The sequence below is a fragment of the Lysobacter sp. GCM10012299 genome, from assembly GCF_042649405.1.
In the GTDB taxonomy this organism is placed as follows: domain Bacteria; phylum Pseudomonadota; class Gammaproteobacteria; order Xanthomonadales; family Xanthomonadaceae; genus Lysobacter_J.
The window spans coordinates 1-20,410 of sequence record NZ_JBHRZC010000011.1 but is presented as its reverse complement, the minus strand read 5'-3'; the positions used below and the strand labels follow the sequence as shown (position 1 = coordinate 20,410).

The 20,410-nt window shown below is 67.2% G+C and carries 20 protein-coding genes; 12 read left to right on the top strand and 8 right to left on the bottom strand.

Annotated features, from left to right (window positions below; genetic code table 11):
- The first annotated feature begins 105 nt into the window (after positions 1-105).
- The 5 genes from ACFOPO_RS18280 (at position 106) to ACFOPO_RS18260 (ending at position 6,551) form a co-directional block, all read left to right on the top strand.
- Positions 106-3,642 carry an ATP-binding protein gene (locus tag ACFOPO_RS18280; protein ID WP_386705108.1) on the top strand — a complete coding sequence of 1,179 codons (3,537 nt, stop codon included), beginning with the start codon at positions 106-108 and terminating at the stop codon, positions 3,640-3,642.
- 206 nt (positions 3,643-3,848) lie between these two features.
- A complete protein-coding gene (locus ACFOPO_RS18275) occupies positions 3,849-4,964 on the top strand; it encodes a DUF1254 domain-containing protein (RefSeq protein ID WP_386705107.1) in 1,116 nt (371 codons plus the stop codon).
- Between the two features lie 102 nt (positions 4,965-5,066).
- Positions 5,067-5,414 (top strand): response regulator, encoded by a 348-nt coding sequence (locus tag ACFOPO_RS18270; protein ID WP_386705106.1) that lies wholly within the window; start codon positions 5,067-5,069, stop codon positions 5,412-5,414.
- Positions 5,411-6,031, top strand: coding sequence for a DUF6151 family protein (locus ACFOPO_RS18265; protein ID WP_386705105.1), 621 nt, complete (start codon positions 5,411-5,413; stop codon positions 6,029-6,031). The genes ACFOPO_RS18270 and ACFOPO_RS18265 overlap by 4 nt, the downstream gene beginning before the upstream one ends.
- A 4-nt stretch (positions 6,032-6,035) precedes the next feature.
- Positions 6,036-6,551 carry an HIT family protein gene (locus tag ACFOPO_RS18260; RefSeq protein WP_386705104.1) on the top strand — a complete coding sequence of 172 codons (516 nt, stop codon included), beginning with the start codon at positions 6,036-6,038 and terminating at the stop codon, positions 6,549-6,551.
- Between the two features lie 22 nt (positions 6,552-6,573).
- Here the strand turns inward: ACFOPO_RS18260 and ACFOPO_RS18255 are convergent, their stop codons facing one another.
- Positions 6,574-7,488: a catalase family peroxidase gene (locus ACFOPO_RS18255; RefSeq protein ID WP_386705103.1), complete on the bottom strand. Its 915-nt coding sequence runs from the start codon at positions 7,486-7,488 to the stop codon at positions 6,574-6,576.
- Between the two features lie 41 nt (positions 7,489-7,529).
- Complete coding sequence (locus ACFOPO_RS18250; RefSeq protein WP_386705102.1) at positions 7,530-8,546, bottom strand: catalase family peroxidase; 1,017 nt, start codon at positions 8,544-8,546, stop codon at positions 7,530-7,532.
- A 180-nt stretch (positions 8,547-8,726) separates the two neighbouring features.
- On the opposite strand from ACFOPO_RS18250, the gene ACFOPO_RS18245 reads away from it, so the two are divergent.
- Both ACFOPO_RS18245 and ACFOPO_RS18240 read left to right on the top strand, forming a co-directional pair.
- Complete coding sequence (locus ACFOPO_RS18245) at positions 8,727-9,647, top strand: helix-turn-helix transcriptional regulator (protein WP_386705101.1); 921 nt, start codon at positions 8,727-8,729, stop codon at positions 9,645-9,647.
- A gap of 70 nt (positions 9,648-9,717) precedes the next feature.
- Complete coding sequence (locus ACFOPO_RS18240) at positions 9,718-10,992, top strand: M24 family metallopeptidase (RefSeq protein WP_386705100.1); 1,275 nt, start codon at positions 9,718-9,720, stop codon at positions 10,990-10,992.
- Between the two features lie 76 nt (positions 10,993-11,068).
- Here the strand turns inward: ACFOPO_RS18240 and ACFOPO_RS18235 are convergent, their stop codons facing one another.
- The gene (locus ACFOPO_RS18235; RefSeq protein WP_386705099.1) at positions 11,069-11,623 is read right to left on the bottom strand and encodes a DUF2058 domain-containing protein; all 555 of its coding nucleotides are present in this window, start codon (positions 11,621-11,623) and stop codon (positions 11,069-11,071) included.
- 93 nt (positions 11,624-11,716) lie between these two features.
- On the opposite strand from ACFOPO_RS18235, the gene ACFOPO_RS18230 reads away from it, so the two are divergent.
- The 3 genes from ACFOPO_RS18230 (at position 11,717) to ACFOPO_RS18220 (ending at position 14,721) form a co-directional block, all read left to right on the top strand.
- Positions 11,717-12,226 (top strand): M48 family metallopeptidase, encoded by a 510-nt coding sequence (locus ACFOPO_RS18230; RefSeq protein WP_386705098.1) that lies wholly within the window; start codon positions 11,717-11,719, stop codon positions 12,224-12,226.
- 79 nt (positions 12,227-12,305) lie between these two features.
- Positions 12,306-14,327, top strand: coding sequence for a M13 family metallopeptidase (locus tag ACFOPO_RS18225; RefSeq protein ID WP_386705097.1), 2,022 nt, complete (start codon positions 12,306-12,308; stop codon positions 14,325-14,327).
- 82 nt (positions 14,328-14,409) lie between these two features.
- Positions 14,410-14,721 carry a hypothetical protein gene (locus ACFOPO_RS18220; protein WP_386705096.1) on the top strand — a complete coding sequence of 104 codons (312 nt, stop codon included), beginning with the start codon at positions 14,410-14,412 and terminating at the stop codon, positions 14,719-14,721.
- Here the strand turns inward: ACFOPO_RS18220 and hemE are convergent.
- The 5 genes from hemE to ACFOPO_RS18195 form a co-directional block, all read right to left on the bottom strand.
- Positions 14,718-15,794: a uroporphyrinogen decarboxylase gene (gene hemE / locus ACFOPO_RS18215; RefSeq protein ID WP_386705095.1), complete on the bottom strand. Its 1,077-nt coding sequence runs from the start codon at positions 15,792-15,794 to the stop codon at positions 14,718-14,720. The genes ACFOPO_RS18220 and hemE overlap by 4 nt on opposite strands.
- 150 nt (positions 15,795-15,944) lie before the next feature.
- Complete coding sequence (locus ACFOPO_RS18210; RefSeq protein WP_386705094.1) at positions 15,945-16,199, bottom strand: hypothetical protein; 255 nt, start codon at positions 16,197-16,199, stop codon at positions 15,945-15,947.
- Between the two features lie 55 nt (positions 16,200-16,254).
- Positions 16,255-17,361 carry a 3-dehydroquinate synthase gene (gene aroB, locus ACFOPO_RS18205; protein ID WP_386705093.1) on the bottom strand — a complete coding sequence of 369 codons (1,107 nt, stop codon included), beginning with the start codon at positions 17,359-17,361 and terminating at the stop codon, positions 16,255-16,257.
- Positions 17,358-17,945, bottom strand: a complete 588-nt coding sequence (locus ACFOPO_RS18200) for a shikimate kinase (RefSeq protein ID WP_386705092.1) — start codon at positions 17,943-17,945, stop codon at positions 17,358-17,360. The genes aroB and ACFOPO_RS18200 overlap by 4 nt, the downstream gene beginning before the upstream one ends.
- Positions 17,946-18,033: 88 nt before the next feature.
- Positions 18,034-18,891: a kinase gene (locus ACFOPO_RS18195; protein WP_386705091.1), complete on the bottom strand. Its 858-nt coding sequence runs from the start codon at positions 18,889-18,891 to the stop codon at positions 18,034-18,036.
- Positions 18,892-18,908: 17 nt separating this feature from the next.
- Here ACFOPO_RS18195 and pdxH point away from each other — a divergent pair, with 17 nt between their 5' ends.
- Together pdxH and ACFOPO_RS18185 are read left to right on the top strand one after the other, a co-directional pair.
- Positions 18,909-19,511, top strand: a complete 603-nt coding sequence (gene pdxH / locus ACFOPO_RS18190) for a pyridoxamine 5'-phosphate oxidase (protein WP_386705090.1) — start codon at positions 18,909-18,911, stop codon at positions 19,509-19,511.
- Positions 19,512-19,528: 17 nt separating this feature from the next.
- Positions 19,529-20,347, top strand: coding sequence for a cobalamin-binding protein (locus ACFOPO_RS18185; RefSeq protein WP_386705129.1), 819 nt, complete (start codon positions 19,529-19,531; stop codon positions 20,345-20,347).
- The last annotated feature ends 63 nt before the right edge of the window (positions 20,348-20,410 follow it).

The window sequence follows — 20,410 nt, the reverse complement described above, 5'->3', positions numbered from 1 at the left end:
ATGGCCGCAACGGATCGTTGCAGGCGTCGGGCCACCGCCATGGGCTTGCGTCGCCTCGGCGCTTCGACCAGCCTAGCGGCGGGGACAGGAAGCCGGGTTGGGGAAATGCGGACACGAGTGATCGCCAGGTGGGTCGTTGTGGTGTGGCTCGCAGCCGCGGCGCTCTGGTCGGCCCACGCCGGCGTCCCGGAAACCCCGCGGCCGCGACAGATCACCGTCGCCGACGGCCTGCCGTCCAACCGCATCAACGGCATCACCGAAGACCACAACGGCTACCTGTGGATCGCGACCAGCGATGGACTGGCACGCTACGACGGCATCGGATTCCGCATCTGGCGCGCCGAACACGGCCTGCGCGACAACTTCGTCTGGGCCGTCCATGTCGACGCGCGCAATCGCGTCTGGATCGGCACCAGCCAGGCCGGACTGGCGATGCTCGACACCGACCGCAAGAAGTTCCGCTACTACAACCGCGCCAACACACCGCAGATCGGCAGCGACACCGTCTGGGCGGTGACCTCCACGCCCGACGGCGCGATCTGGTTCGGCACCTCGTTCGGTGGCCTGCATCGCCTCGATGGCGACGGCAAGGTGACCCGCTTCATGCCGCGCGCGGGCGATCCGCGCAGCCTGCCCGATGCCGAGGTCGGGCAGCTCGTGGTCGCGCCCGATGGCGACCTCTGGGCCGGCACCAAGGGCGGTGTGGCGCGCTGGACCGGCCGCGATTTCGAGCGCCTGCCGCCGACCGCGCTGAGTTCGCCGCTGGTAAACGGCATCACCGCCGAGGCCGACGGCACGCTCTGGTTCGCAACGCCGCGCGGCGTCGGCGTGCGACGCGTCGATGGCAGCGTGTCGGCGACGCCGTGGGCGGATGCGGGCATGAAGGACTCGATCCTGCACGTGCTGCTGCGCGACCGAAGCGGCATGTACTGGTTCGACATTCCACAAGGATTGGGTCGCGACGAGAACGGCAAGCTCAGCGTGGTCCCGCTTTACAGCGGCACCGCGCAGGGCCTCGTGCGTCCCGGCTGGGTGGGCGCCTACCAGGACCGCGAAGGCGGCCTGTGGTTCGCCAGCAGCAGCAACGGTCTGTGGTACCTGCCGGCGAACTGGCGCCAGTTCGCGGTGATGTCGCGCCGTATCGACGACGCCACCTCGCTGGCCAACGCGCACGTCCGCGGCATCGCGCCGTCGGCGGATGGTTCGATGTGGCTGGTGGGCAGCGGTGGCGTGCTCGACCGGCTCGACCCCGACAGCGGGGCCATCACCCATGTCGTGCGCGACGTCGGTGACGGTTACATCCTGTCGAGCGTGCTGGAGGATCGCACCGGCACGGTCTGGGTGAGCTACGTCGGCGGCCTTGCGCGCATCGAAGCGGGGTCGCACCACCTGCGTCGCTGGAGCGCGGACGACGCGAGCGATCCGGCGCCCGCTGGCGAGAGCAAGCTGGTCCAGACGCGTGACGGCCTGGTCTGGCTGATCACCGAAGACGGTGTGATGCAGGTGCGTTCGCCCGACGGTCGCATCCGCGAAACCATCGTGCCTGGGCAGGACATCGGCCTGGCCCATGACGTGTTCATCGAACAGGCCGGGCTCGGGCCGGACGGCGCACTTTGGCTGGCCGGCAGCGAAGGCATGTCGCGGTGGAACGCAGGCAAGCACCGCTTCGAACCGATCCCCGGTGCAGGCCAGGGCCGCGTGCATGGTTTCGCCAGCGATTCGCGCGGCCAGGTCTGGCTGGCGCGCCTGGGCGAACTGGAGGCCTACCGCTGGGCCGGTTCGACGCTGCAGCGCGAATGGCGCATGGGCACCGACGACGGCCTGCCGCTGGTCGCCGCGGGTGGTCTGAGCGTGGACGCGGCCGGCATCGTCTGGATGTCGAGCGTGCGCGGCCTGACGCGCGTGGATCCGCAGCGGCGCGCGGTGCGCGTGTACGGCGTGCGCGACGGATTGCCGAGCCAGGAGTTCGACATCGCGCCGGTGGCCAGTCCGCGCGACGGCAAGATCCTGGTCGGCAGTCCCGAGGGCCTGGTGCTGTTCGACCCGGCGACGGTGCGGCCGAACACGCAGGCACCGCACCTGGTGATCGAGAGTATCGATGCACGCCGCAGCGACCGGCGGATCTCGTTCTTCCCCACGCGACCGTTCGAGATCCACCACGACGACCGCGACCTGCGCATCGTCGCCCGTCTGCTGTCGTTCAACGATGCACGCAACCACGCATACCGGTTCCGCCTGGCGGGCTACGACAATGCCTGGGTCGAAGTCGGCTCGGTTGGCGAGCGCGTGTTCTCCCAGCTCAAGCCGGGCAACTATGAGCTGCAGGTGGCGGCGCGCACGGCGGACAACATCTGGTCACGGGCGCAGACGATCACCTTCGCCGTGGCCGCACCGTGGTGGCAGACCTGGGCGGCGATCGCCGGGTTTGTCGGCCTGGCGGCACTGCTCGGCTGGTGGATGGCCGACGCCTACCGGCGCCGCCTCAAGCGCAGGCACGACTGGCAGCTCGCGCAGCAGGAGCGGGAACTTGCCAAGCAGGCCTCGCTGGCCAAGACCCAGTTCCTCGCCACGCTCGGCCACGAAGTGCGCACGCCGATGACCGGCGTGCTGGGCATGAGCGAGCTGCTGATGGACACGCAGCTCGACCCGCGCCAGCGCGGCTACGTCGATGCGATCCGTCGCGCCGGGCGCCACCTGTTGCGCCTGGTGAACGATGCACTGGACCTGGCACGCATCGAATCGGGCAAGCTCGACCTGGCCGATGCGCCGTTTGCCTTGCGCGACGTGGTTGATGAAGCCGCTTCGCTGATGGCGCCGCTGGCGCGGCAGCGCGGCCTGGCCTTCAGCACCGACATCGACCCTGCGGCACCGTCGGGATTGCGCGGCGACGCCAACCGCGTCTGCCAGATCCTGCTCAACCTGCTCGGCAATGCCATCAAGTTCACCGAGAAGGGTTCGGTATCGGTGCGCGTGTCCGCGCTGTCGCCACAGGGCGTGCGCATCGAGGTCGCCGACACTGGCCCGGGCATCAGCGAAGAGCAGCTGGCACGCCTGTTCCGCCGCTTCGAGCAGGCCGAGGGCATGCGCACCGCGGCGCGCTACGGCGGTAGCGGCCTGGGCCTGGCGATCTGCCAGGAGCTGGCCGAGGCCATGGGCGGCAGCATCCATGTCGAGAGCACGCCGGGCGAGGGCGCGCGCTTCATCGTCGAGCTTCCGCTCGCCGAAGCTGCGGCACCGGCCGCGCACGACGCCGGCGATGCGCTGCTGGCATCGCGTGGTGGACCGCTGTCGTTGCTGCTGGTCGAAGACGACCCGACCGTCGCCGAAGTCATCACCGGCCTGTTGCGTGCGCAGGGACACCGGGTGACGCATGCCGCGCATGGCTTGTCGGCGCTGACCGAGGCCGCCACCGCATCGTTCGACGCGGCGCTGCTCGACCTGGACCTGCCGGGCATGGACGGCCTGGCGCTCGCCGAGCAACTGCGCGCGCAGGGCTTCAGCCGACCGTTGCTTGCGATCACCGCGCGTGCCGATGCCGATGCCGAACCGCAGGCCACCGCGGCCGGTTTCCATGGCTTCCTGCGCAAGCCGGTGACGGGCGCGATGCTGGCGGGCCTGCTCGAAGGTGTGCCGCGGCGGTAGCGCTTGCCCCCGGGTGCGCTGCGCTTACCCGGGCTACGCCGCCCGGAACGTAGCCCGGGTAAGCAAAGCGCACCCGGGTTCCCCGCCGCCGCTCACGCATAACGTAGCCCGGGTAAGCGAAGCGCACCCGGGTTCACCGCCGGCGCTCACGGAGATTTCACCGCGGTTGCCGCAGAAGGCGTTGATTCCACCGAGGAACTGACGCCATGAGATTGCTGACCGCTGCCGTGATGATCGTGCTGGCCACCGCATGCCAACGCCAGGCCGAGCCCACTCCGTCGGCAGAGGTCAGCCCGGCGAAGCCGGAGGCCGCCTCGCAGGCGACTGCCTCGGAACCGGCTGCCACGCCGCAGGCATCCGAGCCGGGCACGGTGCCGGTCAACGTCGACAACTTCGTTCGCGCCGAATCGGATCTCTACATCTCCAACGCGGTCAAGGAGGCCGGCGGAACCGGCAAGTTCTTCCATCGGCGCGAGCTGACGCCGCTCGACAAGCAGACCGTCATCCGCATGAACCGGGACACGCTTTACTCCGCCGCGGTGTTCGACCTGGATGCGGGACCGGTGACGGTCACGCTGCCCGATTCGGGCAAGCGATTCATGTCGATGCAGGTGATCAACGAAGACCAATACACACCGCTGGTGACCTACACCTCCGGCAAGCATGTGCTGAGCAAGGACAAGATTGGTACGCGATACATCCTGATAGGTGTGCGCACGCTCGCCGACCCGAACAACCCCGACGACATGAAGCAGGCCCATGCCCTGCAGGATGCGATCAAGGTCGAACAGGCCGCGCCTGGGACATTCGAGTCGCCGAAGTGGGATCCGGTAACGCAGAAGCAAGTGCGTGACGCACTCCTGGCGCTGGCATCCGGCCTGCCCGACACACGCAAGTCTTTCGGTACCAAGGCCGACGTCGACCCGGTGCGTCGCCTGGTGAATTCGGCTGCGGCCTGGGGCGGAAATCCCGACAAGGACGCGATGTACCTCAACGCGACGCCGAAGCAGAACGATGGCAAGACCGTCTACAAGCTGCACGTCGGCAATGTGCCGGTCGACGGCTTCTGGTCGATCAGCGTCTACAACGCCAAGGGCTATTACGAGGCCAATCCGCAGAACGCCTACACGATCAACAACATCACCGCGAAGCACAACGACGACGGCTCGGTCGATGTGCAGTTCGGCGGGTGCGACGGCAAGGTGCCGAACTGCCTGCCCACCACGGCCGGATGGAACTACCTCGTGCGGCTCTATCGCCCCCGTGCCGAAATCCTCAATGGCAAGTGGACCTTCCCGGAGGCCCAGCCGGTCAGCAAGTGATACCGCCCCGGAGCCTGCCGGGAAGGCGCCCGGGCTGCGGGCGCCCTTGCAGGGCCAAGTGCTAAAGTCGCCGGGTTCGAACGCTAAGGGAGATAGCGGGAGATGCCACACGTCCTGATCGTGGATGACGACCTGGCCAGCCGGAAGCTCGCGCGGACGGTGCTCGAGCACATGGGCTGGGAGGCGAAGGATTTCCCGGATGCGGCATCCGCCCTGGCATGCTTCAGGGAAGAGCGGATCGATGCCGCGCTGATCGGCGGGCTGCCGGGCTACGGCGGGCTTGATGTGTGCCGGACCATGCGTGAAGAGCAGAAGGGCCCGCTTCGGATCGTGGCCTACACTGCATCGGCACAAAGGGAACAGACGGAAGACTTGCTTGCGCGGGGGTTCGACGAGGTGCTGCACAAGCCCGTCAGCGTCAGCGAGATCGAAGCCGCATTCAACGCATGACGAGTGATTTCATGGAGGGAACAGGCATGACGATGCAATTGCGATGTAGCTGCGGAGCGGTGAAGGGCGAGATGGACACGCGCCGCGCCTACACGCGCGCGACGTGCTACTGCAAGGACTGCCGTGCCTATGCGCGCTTCCTCGGCAAGCCGGGCGTGCTGGATGCAAGCGGCGGCACCGACGTCGTCGCCACATCACCGGCACGCGTGCGCTTCACGGAGGGCTTCGAGAACATCGCCTGCATGTCGCTCAGCCCAAAGGGGCTGCTGCGCTGGTACGCGTCCTGCTGTCGCACACCGCTGGGCAATACTTCGCGCGATGCGAAGATGCCCTACGTGGGCCTCGTGACCGCCTGCTTCGATGCAGCGCCGGAGGCGGTGAGCCAGGCGTTCGGGCCGGCCGGTCGGGTAGTGATCAACACCAAGTCGGCAACCGCGCCAGTCAACGCCACACCGCTCGGGTTCATCACGGGCGGGTTGGGCATCCTGGGCGGCATGATCGGTGCCCGCCTGCGCGGCGATCGTGACACCCCCTTCTTTGATGCCAGCGGTCGTCCGTTGCGCGAGCCGGAGGTCATCAGTCGCGAGCAGCGCGCTGCGCTGGAGCAGGAACAGTAGGCAAATGATCGAACTTCCGATAAGGGACCCATGCGACTTCTGCGAAGGCATGGCAGGTCGCGAGGAACGATGGGCGATCATCGACGAAAGCGAACACACACTGACCGTGCTCAATCCATGGCAGTTCGAACTGGGCCAGTGTTGCGTCATCACGCGCAGGCACGTCGCGACGCTCCTCGATCTTTCCGATCAGGAATGCGAGACCATTCTGTTCGCGGCAAAGCGGGTCGCGGAAGCACTGGTCAAGACCTACCGGCCGCTCGGAATACTTACGTTCCAGAACAACGGGGTCTATAGCGGACAGGAAACGCCGCATTTCCACTTTCACGTCGTGCCCAGGCAGAAGGGCAGCGACTGGGGCATAGGCCCGCCCCAACTGGCGACGTTCGATGGCGCCGGACGGGAAAGGGGCACCTTGCACGATCCCAGCGGGGATCCACAGCGTCGCCAGCGGGTCCAGGTGTCTGCCAGGCAAATGACTGAAACCGCGGACCTGATTCGTTCGAACCTGCCGAAGTAGAGAACTGCCCCGGGCGTCCGAATCATGTACGCCGTTCCCGGGAGACGCGATAGGCGGCCAGGCGTGCACGCAGCACTGGATCATTGGAAGCCTCGATTCCGTCGACCAGTGCCATGGGGTTGAACATCACGTCCTGCGATGGATGGACGAACGCAGTGAGCCGAAGCCGGCCTACGTTCAACTGCGCGCGGTCCATCGGCCAAGTCACAGTCGGGTCGTCGAGCGCGTCACCGTCTTCGGCGATCTGCAACCACAGTTCGAACTCCACCGGACCCATCGAGAGCCGCGTGGCCAGCTCCTCGGCTAGGAAGTCGTCCGGCAGCGTCGACAACCCAGTCTCGTCCAGGCTTTTGCGTCCGGCCAAGGGCTCCATGTGCCAGCGTGCATGAACGGTCTGGTCGCCTTTGTCGATGAAGCGGAAAGCATGAATGGCGAAGTATGGGGAGGTGGCATAGCTGGCGGGCGGTGCGACTGACGCCAGGTGTTCAATGTGCGGCCGTGTGTCTGGATGGGATGCATTGAAAGCCGCGATGCGCTCGGGATCGACCAGGCCAGTGGCAGCGTCAGGGCGACGCGCCTCGAAGTAGTCGACGAAATGCGCAGGGTGTCTGATGAAGAATACCGGCGCCGACATCATCACCAGGTCGGTTGACCCCTCGCCAAAATCGAAGCGCAGCGCCAGTCCGCGCACGCTGCGTGCCTTGTCACTGGCCCTCGGATTTCCGCCGCCGACCGAGAAGCGGGCCAGCACGCGACTGCGCCTGGCAGTTTCAAGGTGGGGGGCGCGTGTGATCGCTGCGGCCCGGCCGTTGGCCTCGAAGTCGCCTTCCAGGAACAGGCCCTTGGCATGCGAGGCCCGGTTGCCGTTCTGTGGCCCGAAAACGGCATTGAGCGCGTCGACGAAGGCCGCGGGATCGAGGGAGGTGGCGGAGTGCATGTGTCGTCTTCCGGCGGAACGGCGATCGACCGGTGGCCTGGCTATTGCCGCTCGCCGAACGAGATGGGATAGGCGCGGTTACGCAACAGCAGCATCGGGTCGGCGGCCTCAATGCCCGGATGTGGCTGACCGGGCAGCACCGTATAGGCCTTGTTGGCGGCAGCGATATCGGCGGGGCGCCGATTGAGTGTGAAGGTGCCCAGCTTCACCAGCTTGCGACTTTCCGGCCAGGTCTTCGAAGGATCCTCGATGCGGTCGCCGGACTCGGCAATCTGCGCGTACCAGTCGAAGATCACCGGGCCTTTTGCCAGTCTCGTCACGAGCTCCTGTTGCAGATAGTCCGCTCCCTGCGCCTTGAGCTGATCGGGAGTGAGGTAATGCTCGCCGGCCCGCGGCACATACCGGTAGCGCACGAAATGGGACTTGCCTGCGGCGTTGGTCCACTTGAACGAATTGATGCCAAAGAAGGTGGCCGTGGCGTAAGAGGCGGGCGAAGTGAGGCTGTCCAGGAACGCCTTGGCCTCCGGGTGTGCAGCGAGGAACGTTTCGACCGGTGTCGGGTGGGGGGTATCGGGCCTGGTTTCGCCGACGGCTCGCAGGAACTGCGCAAACTCGCCACTGGTGGCGACGATGAAGCCGTTGTGCTGGTCGCTCGCGAAATCGTAGCTGCTTCCATCCCTTGCCTGGATCTTCAGCGCCAACCCGGTGGGCGGCGCCGCAGCGGCGGTGTCCGGGATGTCCGGAACGCCGGCGAACAACGAGAAGCGGGCGACGACGGGAAGTTCGCCACCGGCGAATATGGGGGCCATGGTGTAGGCCTGTGCTTCCTTCGATGGCGCGAAGGTTCCTTCGGCCATTACCCCCTTGGTGTGCACCGCGCGATCGTGATGCTGGCCGAAAGCCGCATGCAACGCGTCAACCAGGTCCTGGGGCGATGCCTTGTCAGCTGCGGTGGGTGGCTCCGACTGGGCCAGCCCGAGCTGGATCATGCCGACCACCAGCGCCGCGCCAACCCCGACCCGCCAGAGTCCGAATCGATTCTGGACAGAGCGTTTCATGATCAAGTCCCTGCACGAGTTGTGGGCCCTGACAATGCGCGCACAAGGACATCCTGGCTTGGATGTTTTCACTGTCGCCGGTAGAAAATCGCTGTCCTGCGAGGCGCCTTTTCATCACGTGACTGCAACGGGCCCCGGTGCTACGTTCCCGCCGTGCAGCCGCACATGCCGGACGAGGGCATGCAGATGCGCCTTCAAAGTGGCGGGGCTTATGGCCGGAACCTGGGCCGGGCATTCCGGCAACCAGAACCGCTGCGCCTGACAGCGACGACAGCCGCGCACGAGACGCTGGCTGTCACGGAAATCCGCTTCGACGAAGACGACTTCGGCATGACCCTGCCGATACCGCGGAGCGAGGCCTATCTGATCGGGTTGCAGTTGCGCCCGATGCGCCATCACGAATTCTGGCTCGACGGTCGTCCGATTCCGGCAGGCGGATTTGCCCAAGGTACGGTCGCTTTCAGGGAGCTTGAACGCGACCCGGTTTGCCACCTCGCAGAACCGTTCCATTCCCTGCAGTTCTACATCCCTCGAGCAGCGCTTGAAGAGGTGGCACTGGAACTGGGATGCGGTCGCATCCGCGGACTGGCCAGCGGAGACGGCTACCTCGATGATCCAGTGGTTCGGGCGCTTGGGATGAGCCTGCTACCTGCGCTGCGCGCGCAGCAGCAAACGAACCAACTCTTCGTCGATCATGTACTGCTCGCCTTGCGAAACCACCTGGTGGCCACTTACGGTGCGCCGGCACGCAGGCCAAAGCCCGCCGGTGGCCTGGCGCCGTGGCAGCAGCGACGCGCCACCGAACTGATGCGGTCCAACCTCAGCACCGGCATCGGGTTGGCCGAACTGGCTGCTGCGTGCGGCCTCTCGCCTTCGCGCTTCCTGCCTCTGTTCAAGCAGAGCATGGGAGTAACACCGCATCGATGGCTGCTGATGCGCCGGGTTGAACAGGCGATGGACCTGATGCGCGATGGGGACGACTCCCTGGCTGACATTGCACAAGCCTGCGGATTCGCCGACCAGAGCCACCTGGCTCGTACTTTCCGCCAAAGCACAGGGGTCAGTCCTGGTGTCTGGCGCTCCAGGGCCGGGGCCCATTAGAGGTCCATTAGAGGCCGGACCGGATGGGTGCTAACGTCCGCTTCCGAACGATATCGGTCCGGAGCTTCCAATGCGTCGTCGCGACTTCCTCACCGCTGTAGCCGCCACGGGCGCTGCGTCCATTCCGTTCGTTCTGTCCGGCCGGACGGCCCAGGCTGCACCCGCCGGCGCGCCCACCGGCGTGGCCGGGCTGACCTCCCTCACGACCGGCGCCAAACCCATCTCCGTCGAGGAGCGCCTGGCGCGGATAGCCAAGCTGCAACGGCTGCTGGTTGAGCAGAAGATTGGCGCGCTGATCCTGGAGTCCGGCTCCAGCCTGGACTACTTCACCGGCATCCAATGGCATCGCTCCGAGCGTACGACTGCCGCGGTCATTCCGGCCCGTGGCGAAGTCGTCGTCGTGACCCCGGCCTTCGAAGTGCCCTCGGTCCGCGAAACCCTGGCGGTGGGCGGCGACGTGCGGCCGTGGAATGAGCATGAGAGTCCCTTCGCGCTTCTGGTCGGTGCCCTTCGTGATCGCGGTGTTACCTCCGGCCCGATTGCGTTCGAAGCCACGACGCGTATGTTCATCGTCGATGGTGTGCGCGACGCGAGCGCCGGCGCCTACCGCATCGTGTCCGGCGACGCGCTGGTGAAAGCCGTGCGGCTGATCAAGTCACCGGCCGAACTCGCGCTGATGCAGGTCGCCAGCAATGTCACGCTGGCGGCGCTGCGCCACGTCCATGGCAACGTCCGTCCCGGCATGCGCCCCGACGAAATCGCCGCCATGACCGATGCCGCCACGGTGGCACTGGGTGGCGAACCAGGGTTCGCCCTCGTGTTGCTCAATGAGGCCAGCGCTTATCCGCACGGGTCCAAGCAACCGCAGACCGTGCGCGAAGGCTCGGTCGTGTTGATGGACGTTGGTTGCACGGTGCATGGCTACCAGTCGGACATCTCGCGCACCTGGGTCGTGGGCCAGCCGACCGCGAAACAGCGGAAGGTCTGGGACACGGTCAAGCGCGGACAGGAGATTGCGCTGGCCACCGCAAAGCTGGGCACGCCGGTGGGCGCCATCGACGACGCCGTGCGCGGGTATTACGAAAAAGAAGGCTGGGGTCCCGGATACCGGCTGCCCGGCCTGCCGCATCGCACCGGCCACGGCATCGGCCTGGACGGCCACGAGCCGCCTTATCTCGTGCATGGCGACACGACGCCTTTGGCGCCCGGCATGTGCTTCTCCGACGAACCTGGACTCTATATTCCCGGCGAGTTCGGCATCCGCCTGGAAGACTGCTGGTACATGACCGAGGCCGGACCGAAACTGTTCACGGAGCTGGCAAGGTCGCTGGAAGATCCGATCTGATCAAGCCAGCCAGCGTAGCCCGGGTAAGGCCGCAGGCCGCACCCGGGGTGGCGCGCGATCCCGGGTCAGGGCTTGATCACCAGATCAGGTCGTCGGGCACCTTGAACTGCGCGTAATACGCATCGTCTTCGGACGTTGCGACGGCAGGCTCAGTGCCAGCCTCCTGTCCATGGTCGAGCACGATCATTGCAGCGTCGCGCTCGCGCACCTTGTCGGCGGCGGCGCGCGGCAACAGCTCGAAGCGATCGTCGATGCGTGCGATCACGAGTGCGCCGGAAGACAGCTTCTTTCGCAGGTCGGCATCGATCAGCAGCGTGCGGATCGCGCCGTCGACGGTGAAGCGGTACTCGCTCTCGCCCGTGCGCGGCACCTTCCTGTCCTCGATGATCTGACGCGCCTGGGCGCGCAGCTCGGCGATGCGTGCCTGTGCCTTGCGCTCGGCCGCCAGTGCGCGGTCGCGCTCGGCCTTCTCGGCCCGTGCCCGTTCCGCTTCCAGCTGGATCTCACCCGGCCCGGATGGCGTCTTGGCGTGGCGGGCCTTGTTCTGCTCGCGCGCCACCTCGGCCACCTTGGACTTCTTGACCAGGCCCGCCTTGAGCAGTTGTTCCTGAAGCGGATTCGCCTTTGCCATGTCGCCGTCTCTTGCCTGAAGTCTGTCTTGCCGGGAATTTCCGGCCCATTATAGCTCCCGTGCCCGCTGCCCCCGCCCCGTGACCAGCCCGAAATGGACGATCTGAAGTACCTCGCCGGTTACCCGCCTCACGTGCAGGCGCGGGTGCGCGAGCTGATCGGACAGGATCGGCTGGGTGCCTTGCTCGCCGACAAGTACAGCCAGGCCCATGCCGTCCGCAGCGATGGCCAGCTTTACGAGTACGTGCAGGCGCTCAAGGACCGCCACCTGCGCAAATCGGTGCCGCTGGGCAAGGTGGTCTACGACAGCAAGCTGCAGGTGATGAAGCATGCGCTCGGCACCCATACCGCGATCTCGCGGGTGCACGGTGGCAAGCTCAAGGCCAGTCGCGAGATCCGCATTGCCACCGTGTTCCGCGATGCGCCCGCCGAGTTCCTGAAGATGATCGTGGTGCACGAGCTGGCGCACCTGAAGGAGGCCGAGCACAACAAGGCCTTCTACCAGCTGTGCACGCACATGGCGCCCGACTACCACCAGCTGGAGTTCGACCTGCGCCTGTTCCTCACCCACAGGGATGCGGCGGCGGGGGCCGGCAGGCAGTGACGGGGCAGTACTTCCGGCCCGGGTAGGGCGCGACCCTGCGGCTATAGTGGCGGCCACCATCCCAGCAAGGGGCGTTGCCGTGGTCAGGTCCAGCCTTCCGCTCGTCGCTTTGTTAGCGTTCGCCACCACCGCGTCGGCCGGCGCGGTGCACGGCATCCATCCCGAGGACATGAATCGCAACGGCGATGCATGCACCGATTTCTTCGACTACGCCAATGGCGCGTGGCGGCAACAGAACCCGATCCCCAACTACATGGATCGCTGGAGCCGGCGCTGGCAGTCGGGCGAGGTCAACAAGGAGCACGTGCGCGACATCCTCACCGAGCTGTCCGCGCGCACGGACTGGCCCCAGGGCAGTGCCGGCCAGCTCGCCGGCGACTACTACGCCGCGTGCATGGACGAGTCGCGCGTCAATGCGCTCGGCAGCAAACCGGTGCAGCCCTGGCTGGCCGAAGTCGGCGCGATCAAGGACACGGCCGGCCTGCAAGCCATGATCGGCAAGCTGCACGACGTCGGCGTCTCCGTACCCTTCATCGTCTATGCCGGTGAAGACCTGCACGAACCGTCCAGGACCGTCGCCCACATCTATGCCGGCGGCCTGGGCATGCCCGACCGCGACTATTACCTCAAGCCCGAGCAGCGTTTCGTCGATGCGCGCGCGCAGTACCTGGTCCACGTCGCGAAGATGTTCGAGCTGGCGGGCGTGCCGGCCGCACAGGCGAAGCAGAATGCCGACACCGTCTTCGCTTTCGAGAAGCGGCTGGCGCAGGCCTCGTTCGACAACGTGCAGCTGCGTGATCCCAAGTTGCTGGACAATCCCACCGCGTTCGCCGACCTGGGCAAACTCACCCCTGGCTTCGACTGGAACCGGTACTTCGATGCGGCGGGCATGCCACGCAATGCGGTCAACGTGACACAGCCGAAGTTCCTGCAGCAGGTGCAGGCGGAACTGGCGACGACGCCGCTGCCGCAGTGGAAGGCCTACCTGCAGTGGCACGTGCTCAACACCGCCGCGGACTCGCTGTCGCAGCCGTTCGTCGAGGAGAACTTCGCCTTCAACGGCAAGTTCCTGACCGGCGCCACCGAGATCAAGCCGCGCTGGAAGCGCTGCGCCGAATCCACCGACAACCAGCTCGGCGAAGCGCTCGGCCAGAAGTACGTGGAGAAGTACTTCCCGCCGGAAGCCAAGGCGCGCATGCAGGACATGGTGAAGAACATCCTGGCGGCGATGGACGACACCATCCGCGGCCTGGACTGGATGGACGAGGCGACCAAGAAGAAGGCACTGGAGAAGCGCGCCACGTTCTTCCCGAAGCTGGGCTATCCGGACAAGTTCAAGGACTACAAGGGCGTGGCCGTCTCGCGTGATTCGGCCTGGGACAACCTCGTCGCGGCCTCGCGATGGAACGTTGCCGACAACCGCAGCCAGGTCGGCAAGCCGACCGATCGCAGTCGCTGGGGCATGACGCCGCCAACCTCGAACGCGTACTACAACCCCTCGCAGAACGAGATCGTGTTTCCGGCCGGCATCCTGCAGCCGCCGGCGTTCGACGTGAATGCCACCGACGCCGTCAACTATGGCGCGATAGGCGTGGTCATCGGCCACGAAATCAGCCACGGCTTCGACGACCAGGGCGCACAGTTCGACGCGCAGGGCAGGTTGGCCAACTGGTGGACGCCCGCGGACAACAAGCAGTTCCAGGCGAAGGGCCAGTGCGTGGTCAACCAGTTCGAGGGCTACTTCATCGAGCCGGGTGTGCACCACAACGGCAAGCTGGTGCTGGGCGAATCCATCGGCGACCTGGCAGGCGCCAAGCTGGCCTACCGCGGCTACCTGAAGTCGCGCGAAGGCAAGGGCCCGGAACCGACCATCGACGGTTTCACGCCCGAGCAGCAGTTCTTCATCGCGTGGGGGCAGTGGCGCGGCGACGAGACGCGCATGGAGACCCAGCGCACGATGATCCAGGGCGACCCGCATCCGGTCGCCAAGTACCGCGTCAACGGGCCACTGTCGAACCTGCCGGAGTTCCGCCAGGCATTCCAGTGCAAGGCCGATGCGCCGATGGTCCGGCCGGAGGCGGATCGCTGCGAAGTGTGGTGATGCGCTGAACCGGATGCTTCGACTCGGCGAGGGCCCGCCCGGTGGCGGGTCCTCGCTCCCGCGATTGGCCTACAATCGCGGGATGGATTACCAGCTGGTCATAAAGTTCTGGCGCAAGTCGCTGGAAGACGAAGCCTTCCTCGCGACGATCGAGGCGGAGCTGAAGCAGGCATTGGGCGACAGCGCGCAGCTCGACGGCTATGACGTCAGCAAGAACGAGATCAACCTGTTCATGGTGACCGCTGATCCCAAACATTCGTTTCGGCGCGCCAAGGACGTCCTGGAGCGCCTGGGCCTGACGAAGGGCGTTTCCAGCGCGTACCGCCTGGTCGGCGGTGCGCGCTTCACGTCGGTCTGGCCGTTGCGCTCGACGCGCAAGTTCACCTTGCCCTAGCGCGCGCTCAGCTCGTGCACCGCCGCCACCAGCGCGGCGACGTGGTCGGGACTCATGTCCGGCGACATGCCGTGGCCGAGGTTGAAGACGTGGCCTTCGCGTGAACCGCCATTGCCGGCGGCGTAGTCATCCAGTGCGCGGCCGACTTCGCGGCGGATCGCATCGGGCTGCGCGTACAGCGTGACCGGGTCGAGGTTGCCCTGCAGCGCGACCTTGCCGCCGGTGCGGCGCGCGGCGTCGCCCAGTTCCACCGTCCAGTCGACGCCGACGGCTTCGGTGCCGCTCGCGGCCAGCTCTTCGAGGTAGGCGCCATTGCCCTTGCCGAACAGGATCAGAGGCGTCTTCTCCTCACCGCGCGGCAGCTCCTGGGCGATGCGCTTGAGGTAGCGCAGCGAGAACTCGCGGTACATCGACGGCGACAGCACGCCGCCCCAGGTGTCGAACACCTGCAGCGCCTGCGCGCCGGCCTGGCGCTGCGCGTCGAGGTAGGCGATCACCGAGTCTGTGACCACGTCGAGCAGCTTGTGCATCGCCGCCGGGTCGTTGAGCGCGAGCGACTTCACCTTCGAATAGTTGTCGCTGCCGCCGCCTTCGACCATGTAGCAGGCCAGCGTCCACGGGCTGCCGGAAAAGCCGATCAGCGGCACCGAGTTGTCGAGTTCGCGACGGATCGTGCGCACCGCGTCGGTGACGTAGCGCAGCTCGCGGTCCATGTCGGGCACGGCGAGTCGGGCAATGTCGTCGTGGCTGCGGATCGGGCGCTCGAACTTCGGGCCCTCGCCCTCGACGAAGTACAGGCCCAGGCCCATCGCGTCGGGCACGGTCAGGATGTCGGAGAACAGGATCGCCGCGTCCAGCGGGAATCGGCGCAGCGGCTGCAGGGTGACCTCGCAGGCCAGCTCCGGGTTCTTGGCCATCGCCAGGAAGCTGCCGGCGGCGGCGCGGGTGGCGCGGTACTCCGGCAGGTAGCGACCGGCCTGGCGCATCAGCCACACCGGGGTCGCGTCGACCGGCTCGCGGCGCAGGGCGCGCAGGAATCGGTCGTTCTTGGGGGGCGTGGCGGCAGCGGTCATCGTGGATCCTTCGGCGCGGGGGCGCATGGTTCGGGGACGCGTGGTCCGGTCGGGTCGGACAGGAACGCGGGGCGGCATTATCGCCGCTGGAGGCCCCCGGCTGGCGACCCCCTCGACGGTGCCTGCGCACCGGACTGTTGCGGCAAAGGGCTACTTCGGGGCGTCGGCGCCCTGTACGAACATCAGCTGGAAGCCGCGCTTGAGCTGCTGGTCGCGGGCCAGCTCCAGCGCTTCCAGGGCACTGGCCTGGTCGAGGAACTGCTCGCGCCGCAAGGTGCTCTTGCCGCCGATCTGCCCCGTTTCGCGCACCAGTGTCCAGCCGCCGAGGAGGTCGGGCTGCAGCATCAGTTGCACGAAGCGCGGCGCTTCGCGGCCATCGGGCCGTTGTTGCAGTAGCAGGCGCATGGGCGGGATTGTACGGGAGGCGGTCGCTTTCCCGGGTGCGCGTTGCTTACCCGGGCTACGGGCGGCGGAGGACGTCGAGGACGCGTTCGTCGGGGACGCCGCGGACCACGCTGGCCAGGCCGGCGTGGTCCCAGAGGATGAAGCGCAGGCCACCGGCTTCGGCCTTCTTGTCCAGGCGCATGCGTGACAGCAGTGCCTGCGGGTCGAGGCCGGGCGGGATCTCGGTCGGCAGGCCGAGACGCTGCAGCAGCGCCTGCAGGCGTTGCGCGTCGGCGGCCGGGGCGCGACCCAGCGCGGTCGACAGCCGTGCCGCCAGGACCATGCCGACGGCAACCGCCTCGCCATGGTTGAGCGAATCGGTTCCAGCGCCTGCATAGCCCTGTTCGGCCTCGATCGCATGGCCGAAGGTGTGGCCGAAGTTGAGCAGGGCGCGCTCGCCGTGCTCGTAGGGATCGCGCGATACCACTTCCGCCTTGTACAGGCAGCAGCGCGCGATCGCCTCGGTCAGCGCCACGTCGTCGCCGGCGAGCAATGCCGATGCGTGCGACTCGAGCCAGCCGAGGAAATCGGCACCGAAGACCGCGCCGTACTTCACCACTTCGGCCAGGCCGGCGCTGAGTTCGCGGGGCGGCAGTGTGCGCAGCACCGCGGTGTCGGCGATGACCGCACGCGGCGCATGGAACGCGCCGGCCAGGTTCTTGCCTGCGGGCAGGTCGACGCCGGTCTTGCCGCCGACCGACGAATCCACCATCGACAGCAGCGTCGTCGGCATCTGTATGACGTCGATGCCGCGCATCCAGCAGGCAGCGGCGAATCCGGCGAGGTCGCCGATCACGCCACCGCCGAGGGCGACCACCGCGGCGTCGCGCGTGGCGCCGAGCCGGGCCAGTGCGTCCAGGCACTCGCAGAAGCGCGCCAGTGTCTTCTCCTGCTCACCGGCCGGCATCACGAATCGCGCCACTTCGATGCCGGGTCGCGCGCTGCGCACGGTCTGTTCGACGCGATCGGCGTACAGCGGTGCGACGTTGGCGTCGCTGACGATCAGCGCATGCCGCCCCCGCAGCACATGGCTGATGCGAATGGGGTCGCCCAGCAGGCCGGGGCCGATGCTGATGTCGTACAGCGATTCGCCTTCGACCCGGACGGTGCGCATCGTGCTCATGACGGTTCCTTGCTGTGCGCGCGCTGCAAGCCGGTGTCGACGCGTGCAGGAGCCTGCGGCTGCCAATCGGATTGCAGCAGTTCCTGCGCGAGTCGCGAGGCGACTTCGGTGGCGGTGTAGTGGTTGGTGTCGAAGCGCAGGTCGGCGACCTGCGCGTACAACGGTTCGCGTTCGGCGGCCAGGGCGTGCAGCACCTGCTCGCGATCGCCGCGTGCCAGCAGCGGCCTGCTGCGGTCGCTGGCGAGGCGTTCGATCTGCCGCTCGACGCTGACGTGCAGGTGGACGACGAAACCACGCTCGCGCAACTGGCGGCGATTGTCCGGATCGATTACTGCGCCGCCACCGGTGGAGAGCACGATGCCGTCGTCGGCAAGCAGCTCGGCAAGCATGCTGCGCTCACGCGCGCGGAAGCCGGCCTCGCCCTCGCATTCGAAGATGGTGCTGATGGTGGCGCCGGTGCGCAGCTCGATCTCGTGGTCGACGTCGACCAGCCGCAGGCTGAAGCGCTCGGCGAGGGCGCGGCCGATGCATGACTTGCCGGCGCCCATGGGGCCGACGAGGACGAGATTGCTGGCGGAGTTCATCGGCCGATTGTAGCCAGCCGCGGCGGCGGCCGTGCTCGCGTGATCTTGACGGGATGCGGCGTAACGTCCGGCGTACCTGGAATGTCGATCAGCGCGGGCCGGATACGGTCAGCGGCTGGCGGCGTGCATCCAGCGAAATCGTCCATTCGGCGATATCGGGCAGCCGCAGCAGCGCCTGTCGGCTGACCCGCTCGAACAACTGCACGAAACGTTGCACCGCGGCTGCGTCCATTGCGCGACCCGCGCCCGGTCGGTGCGCGCGCGCCCGCAGTGCCGTCTGTTCCTGCTGCCAGCGCCACTGCGGCACCGTTTCGAAGCCCGGCGGCTGCAGGAACAGCATGCGGTCCAGCCGCGACCACAGAGCCGGGTAGTCCTGGGCCAATGCCTGGTTGCAGTGGCGGCGCCAGCGACCGTCGGGGTCTTCGTCGCGCTCGACGGTGTTGATCGGCTCACGCAGCTCCGCCGCGGTCTGTGCCGGCGTCTTCAGGAACCAGCCGTCGAACAGGGTCAATTCGATTTCGCGCGCCCATGGCCAACGCGACGGTGGCAAGCGCGTGTCGGCGAGCTTGTCGAAGTGCGGCAGCCGCACCGGGCGGCCTTCATGCAAGGCATCCAGCGTCGAGCAGGCGAGGGCGACGTCGTGGGTGCCGGGCGGCCCGCGCGTGGCCAGCAACGGGTGCACCTGGCGGCCGAGTTGCAGGCGTTGGCGCCGGCCGAAATAAAAGTCGTCGATCGACAGCACGGCCACGCGCAGGCCGCGCACGCGCGCCAGGGCGGCGACCTGGGCCGCCAGCGTCGACTTGCCCGAGCCCTGAAGGCCGGCGATCGCATGGATGCGGCTGCCGTGTGCGAGGGCGTCGTCGAGCACCTGTTCGACCAGCCCGGCGGCGAAGCCGGGAGGCGCCACTGCGGGCGGATTCGCGGAGGGATGCAGCCGTGGCGACATCGGCCCACAATAGCGCAATGGATACCCCCTTCCTGCTCGACGAAGCCCTCGACACCTTCGCCCAACTGTTCGCCGAGGCCGGCGTCGCCGGCGAACCCGACCCGACCGCGATGTACCTGGCCACCGCCGGCCTGGATGCGCGACCGTCCGTGCGCACCGTGCTGCTGAAGGCGCACGACGCGCGCGGCTTCGTCTTCTACACGCACCTGGACGGACGCAAGGGCCGCGAGTTGCAGGCCAACCCGCACGCGGCGTTGCTGTTCCACTGGCCGCGCGTGCGCGAAGGCGTGCAGGTGCGCATCGAAGGGCCGGTCGAGATCGTCAACGACGACGAGGCCGACGCCTATTTCGCCCTGCGGCCACGCGGCAGCCAGCTCGGCGCCTGGGCGTCGAAGCAGTCGGAGACGCTGGATGCGCGCGAGACGTTCGAACAGCGCCTGGCCGAGGCCGACAAACGTTTCGAAGGCCGTGAAGTGCCGCGCCCGCCGCGCTGGACCGGGCTGCGCGTGCGGCCTTCACTGATCGAGTTCTGGTACGGCGCGAACTTCCGCCTGCACGAGCGGCAGAGTTACGAACTCGACCGTGCCGGCGAGTGGCACAAGCGGATGCTCTATCCGTGACGTCGGCGGGCAAGGCCGTGGGGCCGCAGCGCATCGTCTGCCTCACCGAGGAGCCGACCGAGACGCTGTACGCGCTGGGTGAGCAGGACCGCATCGTCGGCATCAGCGGTTTCACCGTGCGCCCGGCGATCGCGCGCCGGGAGAAGCCCAAGGTCAGCGCATTCACCAGCGCCAAGATCGGCGAGATCCTCAAGCTTAAGCCGGACTTCGTCATCGGCTTCTCCGACATCCAGGCCGAGATCGCCGGAGAGCTGATACGCCATGGCGTCGAGGTCTGGATCAGCAACCACCGCAGCATCGAAGGCATCATCGACTACGTCCGCCGGCTCGGTGCACTGGTGGGCGCGACTGATCGTGCCAACGCCTATGCCGACGAACTGCAGCGCGGGATCGACGCAATCGCCGCCGAGGCCGCAACGTTGCCGCGCCGGCCGAGGGTCTACTTCGAGGAGTGGGACGAGCCACCGATCACCGGCATCCGCTGGGTTGCGGAGCTGGTGCGCATTGCCGGTGGCGACGACATCTTTCCCGAACGCGCGGTGGAGTCGTTGGCGAAGCAGCGCATCCTGGAGGATGCGGGCGAGGTGGTGCGTCGTGCGCCGGACATCATCCTCGGCTCGTGGTGTGGCAAGAAGTTCCGTCCGGAGAAGGTCGCGGCGAGGCCCGGCTGGGATGCGATCCCTGCGGTGCGCGATGGCGAGCTGCACGAGATCAAGTCGCCGATCATCCTGCAGCCCGGGCCGGCGGCGCTGACCGATGGCGTGCGCGAAATTGCCGCGATCATCCGGGCGTGGTCGTCACGCCGTCATCCCGGCGAACGCCGGGACCCATTTTGACTTTGCCTTTGTTCTTGCGAGGCAACGTCAACAGCTTCCGCCACTAAAGCGGCGGGTCACTTT

Excerpts from the sequence above, each read along its gene's own strand:
- ACFOPO_RS18280 (WP_386705108.1), top strand. The coding sequence starts at position 106 with ATGCGGACACGAGTGATCGCCAGGTGGGTCGTTGTGGTGTGGCTCGCA.
- ACFOPO_RS18275 (WP_386705107.1), top strand. The coding sequence starts at position 3,849 with ATGAGATTGCTGACCGCTGCCGTGATGATCGTGCTGGCCACCGCATGC.
- ACFOPO_RS18270 (WP_386705106.1), top strand. The coding sequence starts at position 5,067 with ATGCCACACGTCCTGATCGTGGATGACGACCTGGCCAGCCGGAAGCTC.
- ACFOPO_RS18265 (WP_386705105.1), top strand. The coding sequence starts at position 5,411 with ATGACGAGTGATTTCATGGAGGGAACAGGCATGACGATGCAATTGCGA.
- ACFOPO_RS18260 (WP_386705104.1), top strand. The coding sequence starts at position 6,036 with ATGATCGAACTTCCGATAAGGGACCCATGCGACTTCTGCGAAGGCATG.
- ACFOPO_RS18255 (WP_386705103.1), bottom strand. The coding sequence starts at position 7,488 with ATGCACTCCGCCACCTCCCTCGATCCCGCGGCCTTCGTCGACGCGCTC.
- ACFOPO_RS18250 (WP_386705102.1), bottom strand. The coding sequence starts at position 8,546 with ATGAAACGCTCTGTCCAGAATCGATTCGGACTCTGGCGGGTCGGGGTT.
- ACFOPO_RS18245 (WP_386705101.1), top strand. The coding sequence starts at position 8,727 with ATGCAGATGCGCCTTCAAAGTGGCGGGGCTTATGGCCGGAACCTGGGC.
- ACFOPO_RS18240 (WP_386705100.1), top strand. The coding sequence starts at position 9,718 with ATGCGTCGTCGCGACTTCCTCACCGCTGTAGCCGCCACGGGCGCTGCG.
- ACFOPO_RS18235 (WP_386705099.1), bottom strand. The coding sequence starts at position 11,623 with ATGGCAAAGGCGAATCCGCTTCAGGAACAACTGCTCAAGGCGGGCCTG.
- ACFOPO_RS18230 (WP_386705098.1), top strand. The coding sequence starts at position 11,717 with ATGGACGATCTGAAGTACCTCGCCGGTTACCCGCCTCACGTGCAGGCG.
- ACFOPO_RS18220 (WP_386705096.1), top strand. The coding sequence starts at position 14,410 with ATGGATTACCAGCTGGTCATAAAGTTCTGGCGCAAGTCGCTGGAAGAC.
- hemE (WP_386705095.1), bottom strand. The coding sequence starts at position 15,794 with ATGACCGCTGCCGCCACGCCCCCCAAGAACGACCGATTCCTGCGCGCC.
- ACFOPO_RS18210 (WP_386705094.1), bottom strand. The coding sequence starts at position 16,199 with ATGCGCCTGCTACTGCAACAACGGCCCGATGGCCGCGAAGCGCCGCGC.
- aroB (WP_386705093.1), bottom strand. The coding sequence starts at position 17,361 with ATGAGCACGATGCGCACCGTCCGGGTCGAAGGCGAATCGCTGTACGAC.
- ACFOPO_RS18200 (WP_386705092.1), bottom strand. The coding sequence starts at position 17,945 with ATGAACTCCGCCAGCAATCTCGTCCTCGTCGGCCCCATGGGCGCCGGC.
- ACFOPO_RS18195 (WP_386705091.1), bottom strand. The coding sequence starts at position 18,891 with ATGTCGCCACGGCTGCATCCCTCCGCGAATCCGCCCGCAGTGGCGCCT.
- pdxH (WP_386705090.1), top strand. The coding sequence starts at position 18,909 with ATGGATACCCCCTTCCTGCTCGACGAAGCCCTCGACACCTTCGCCCAA.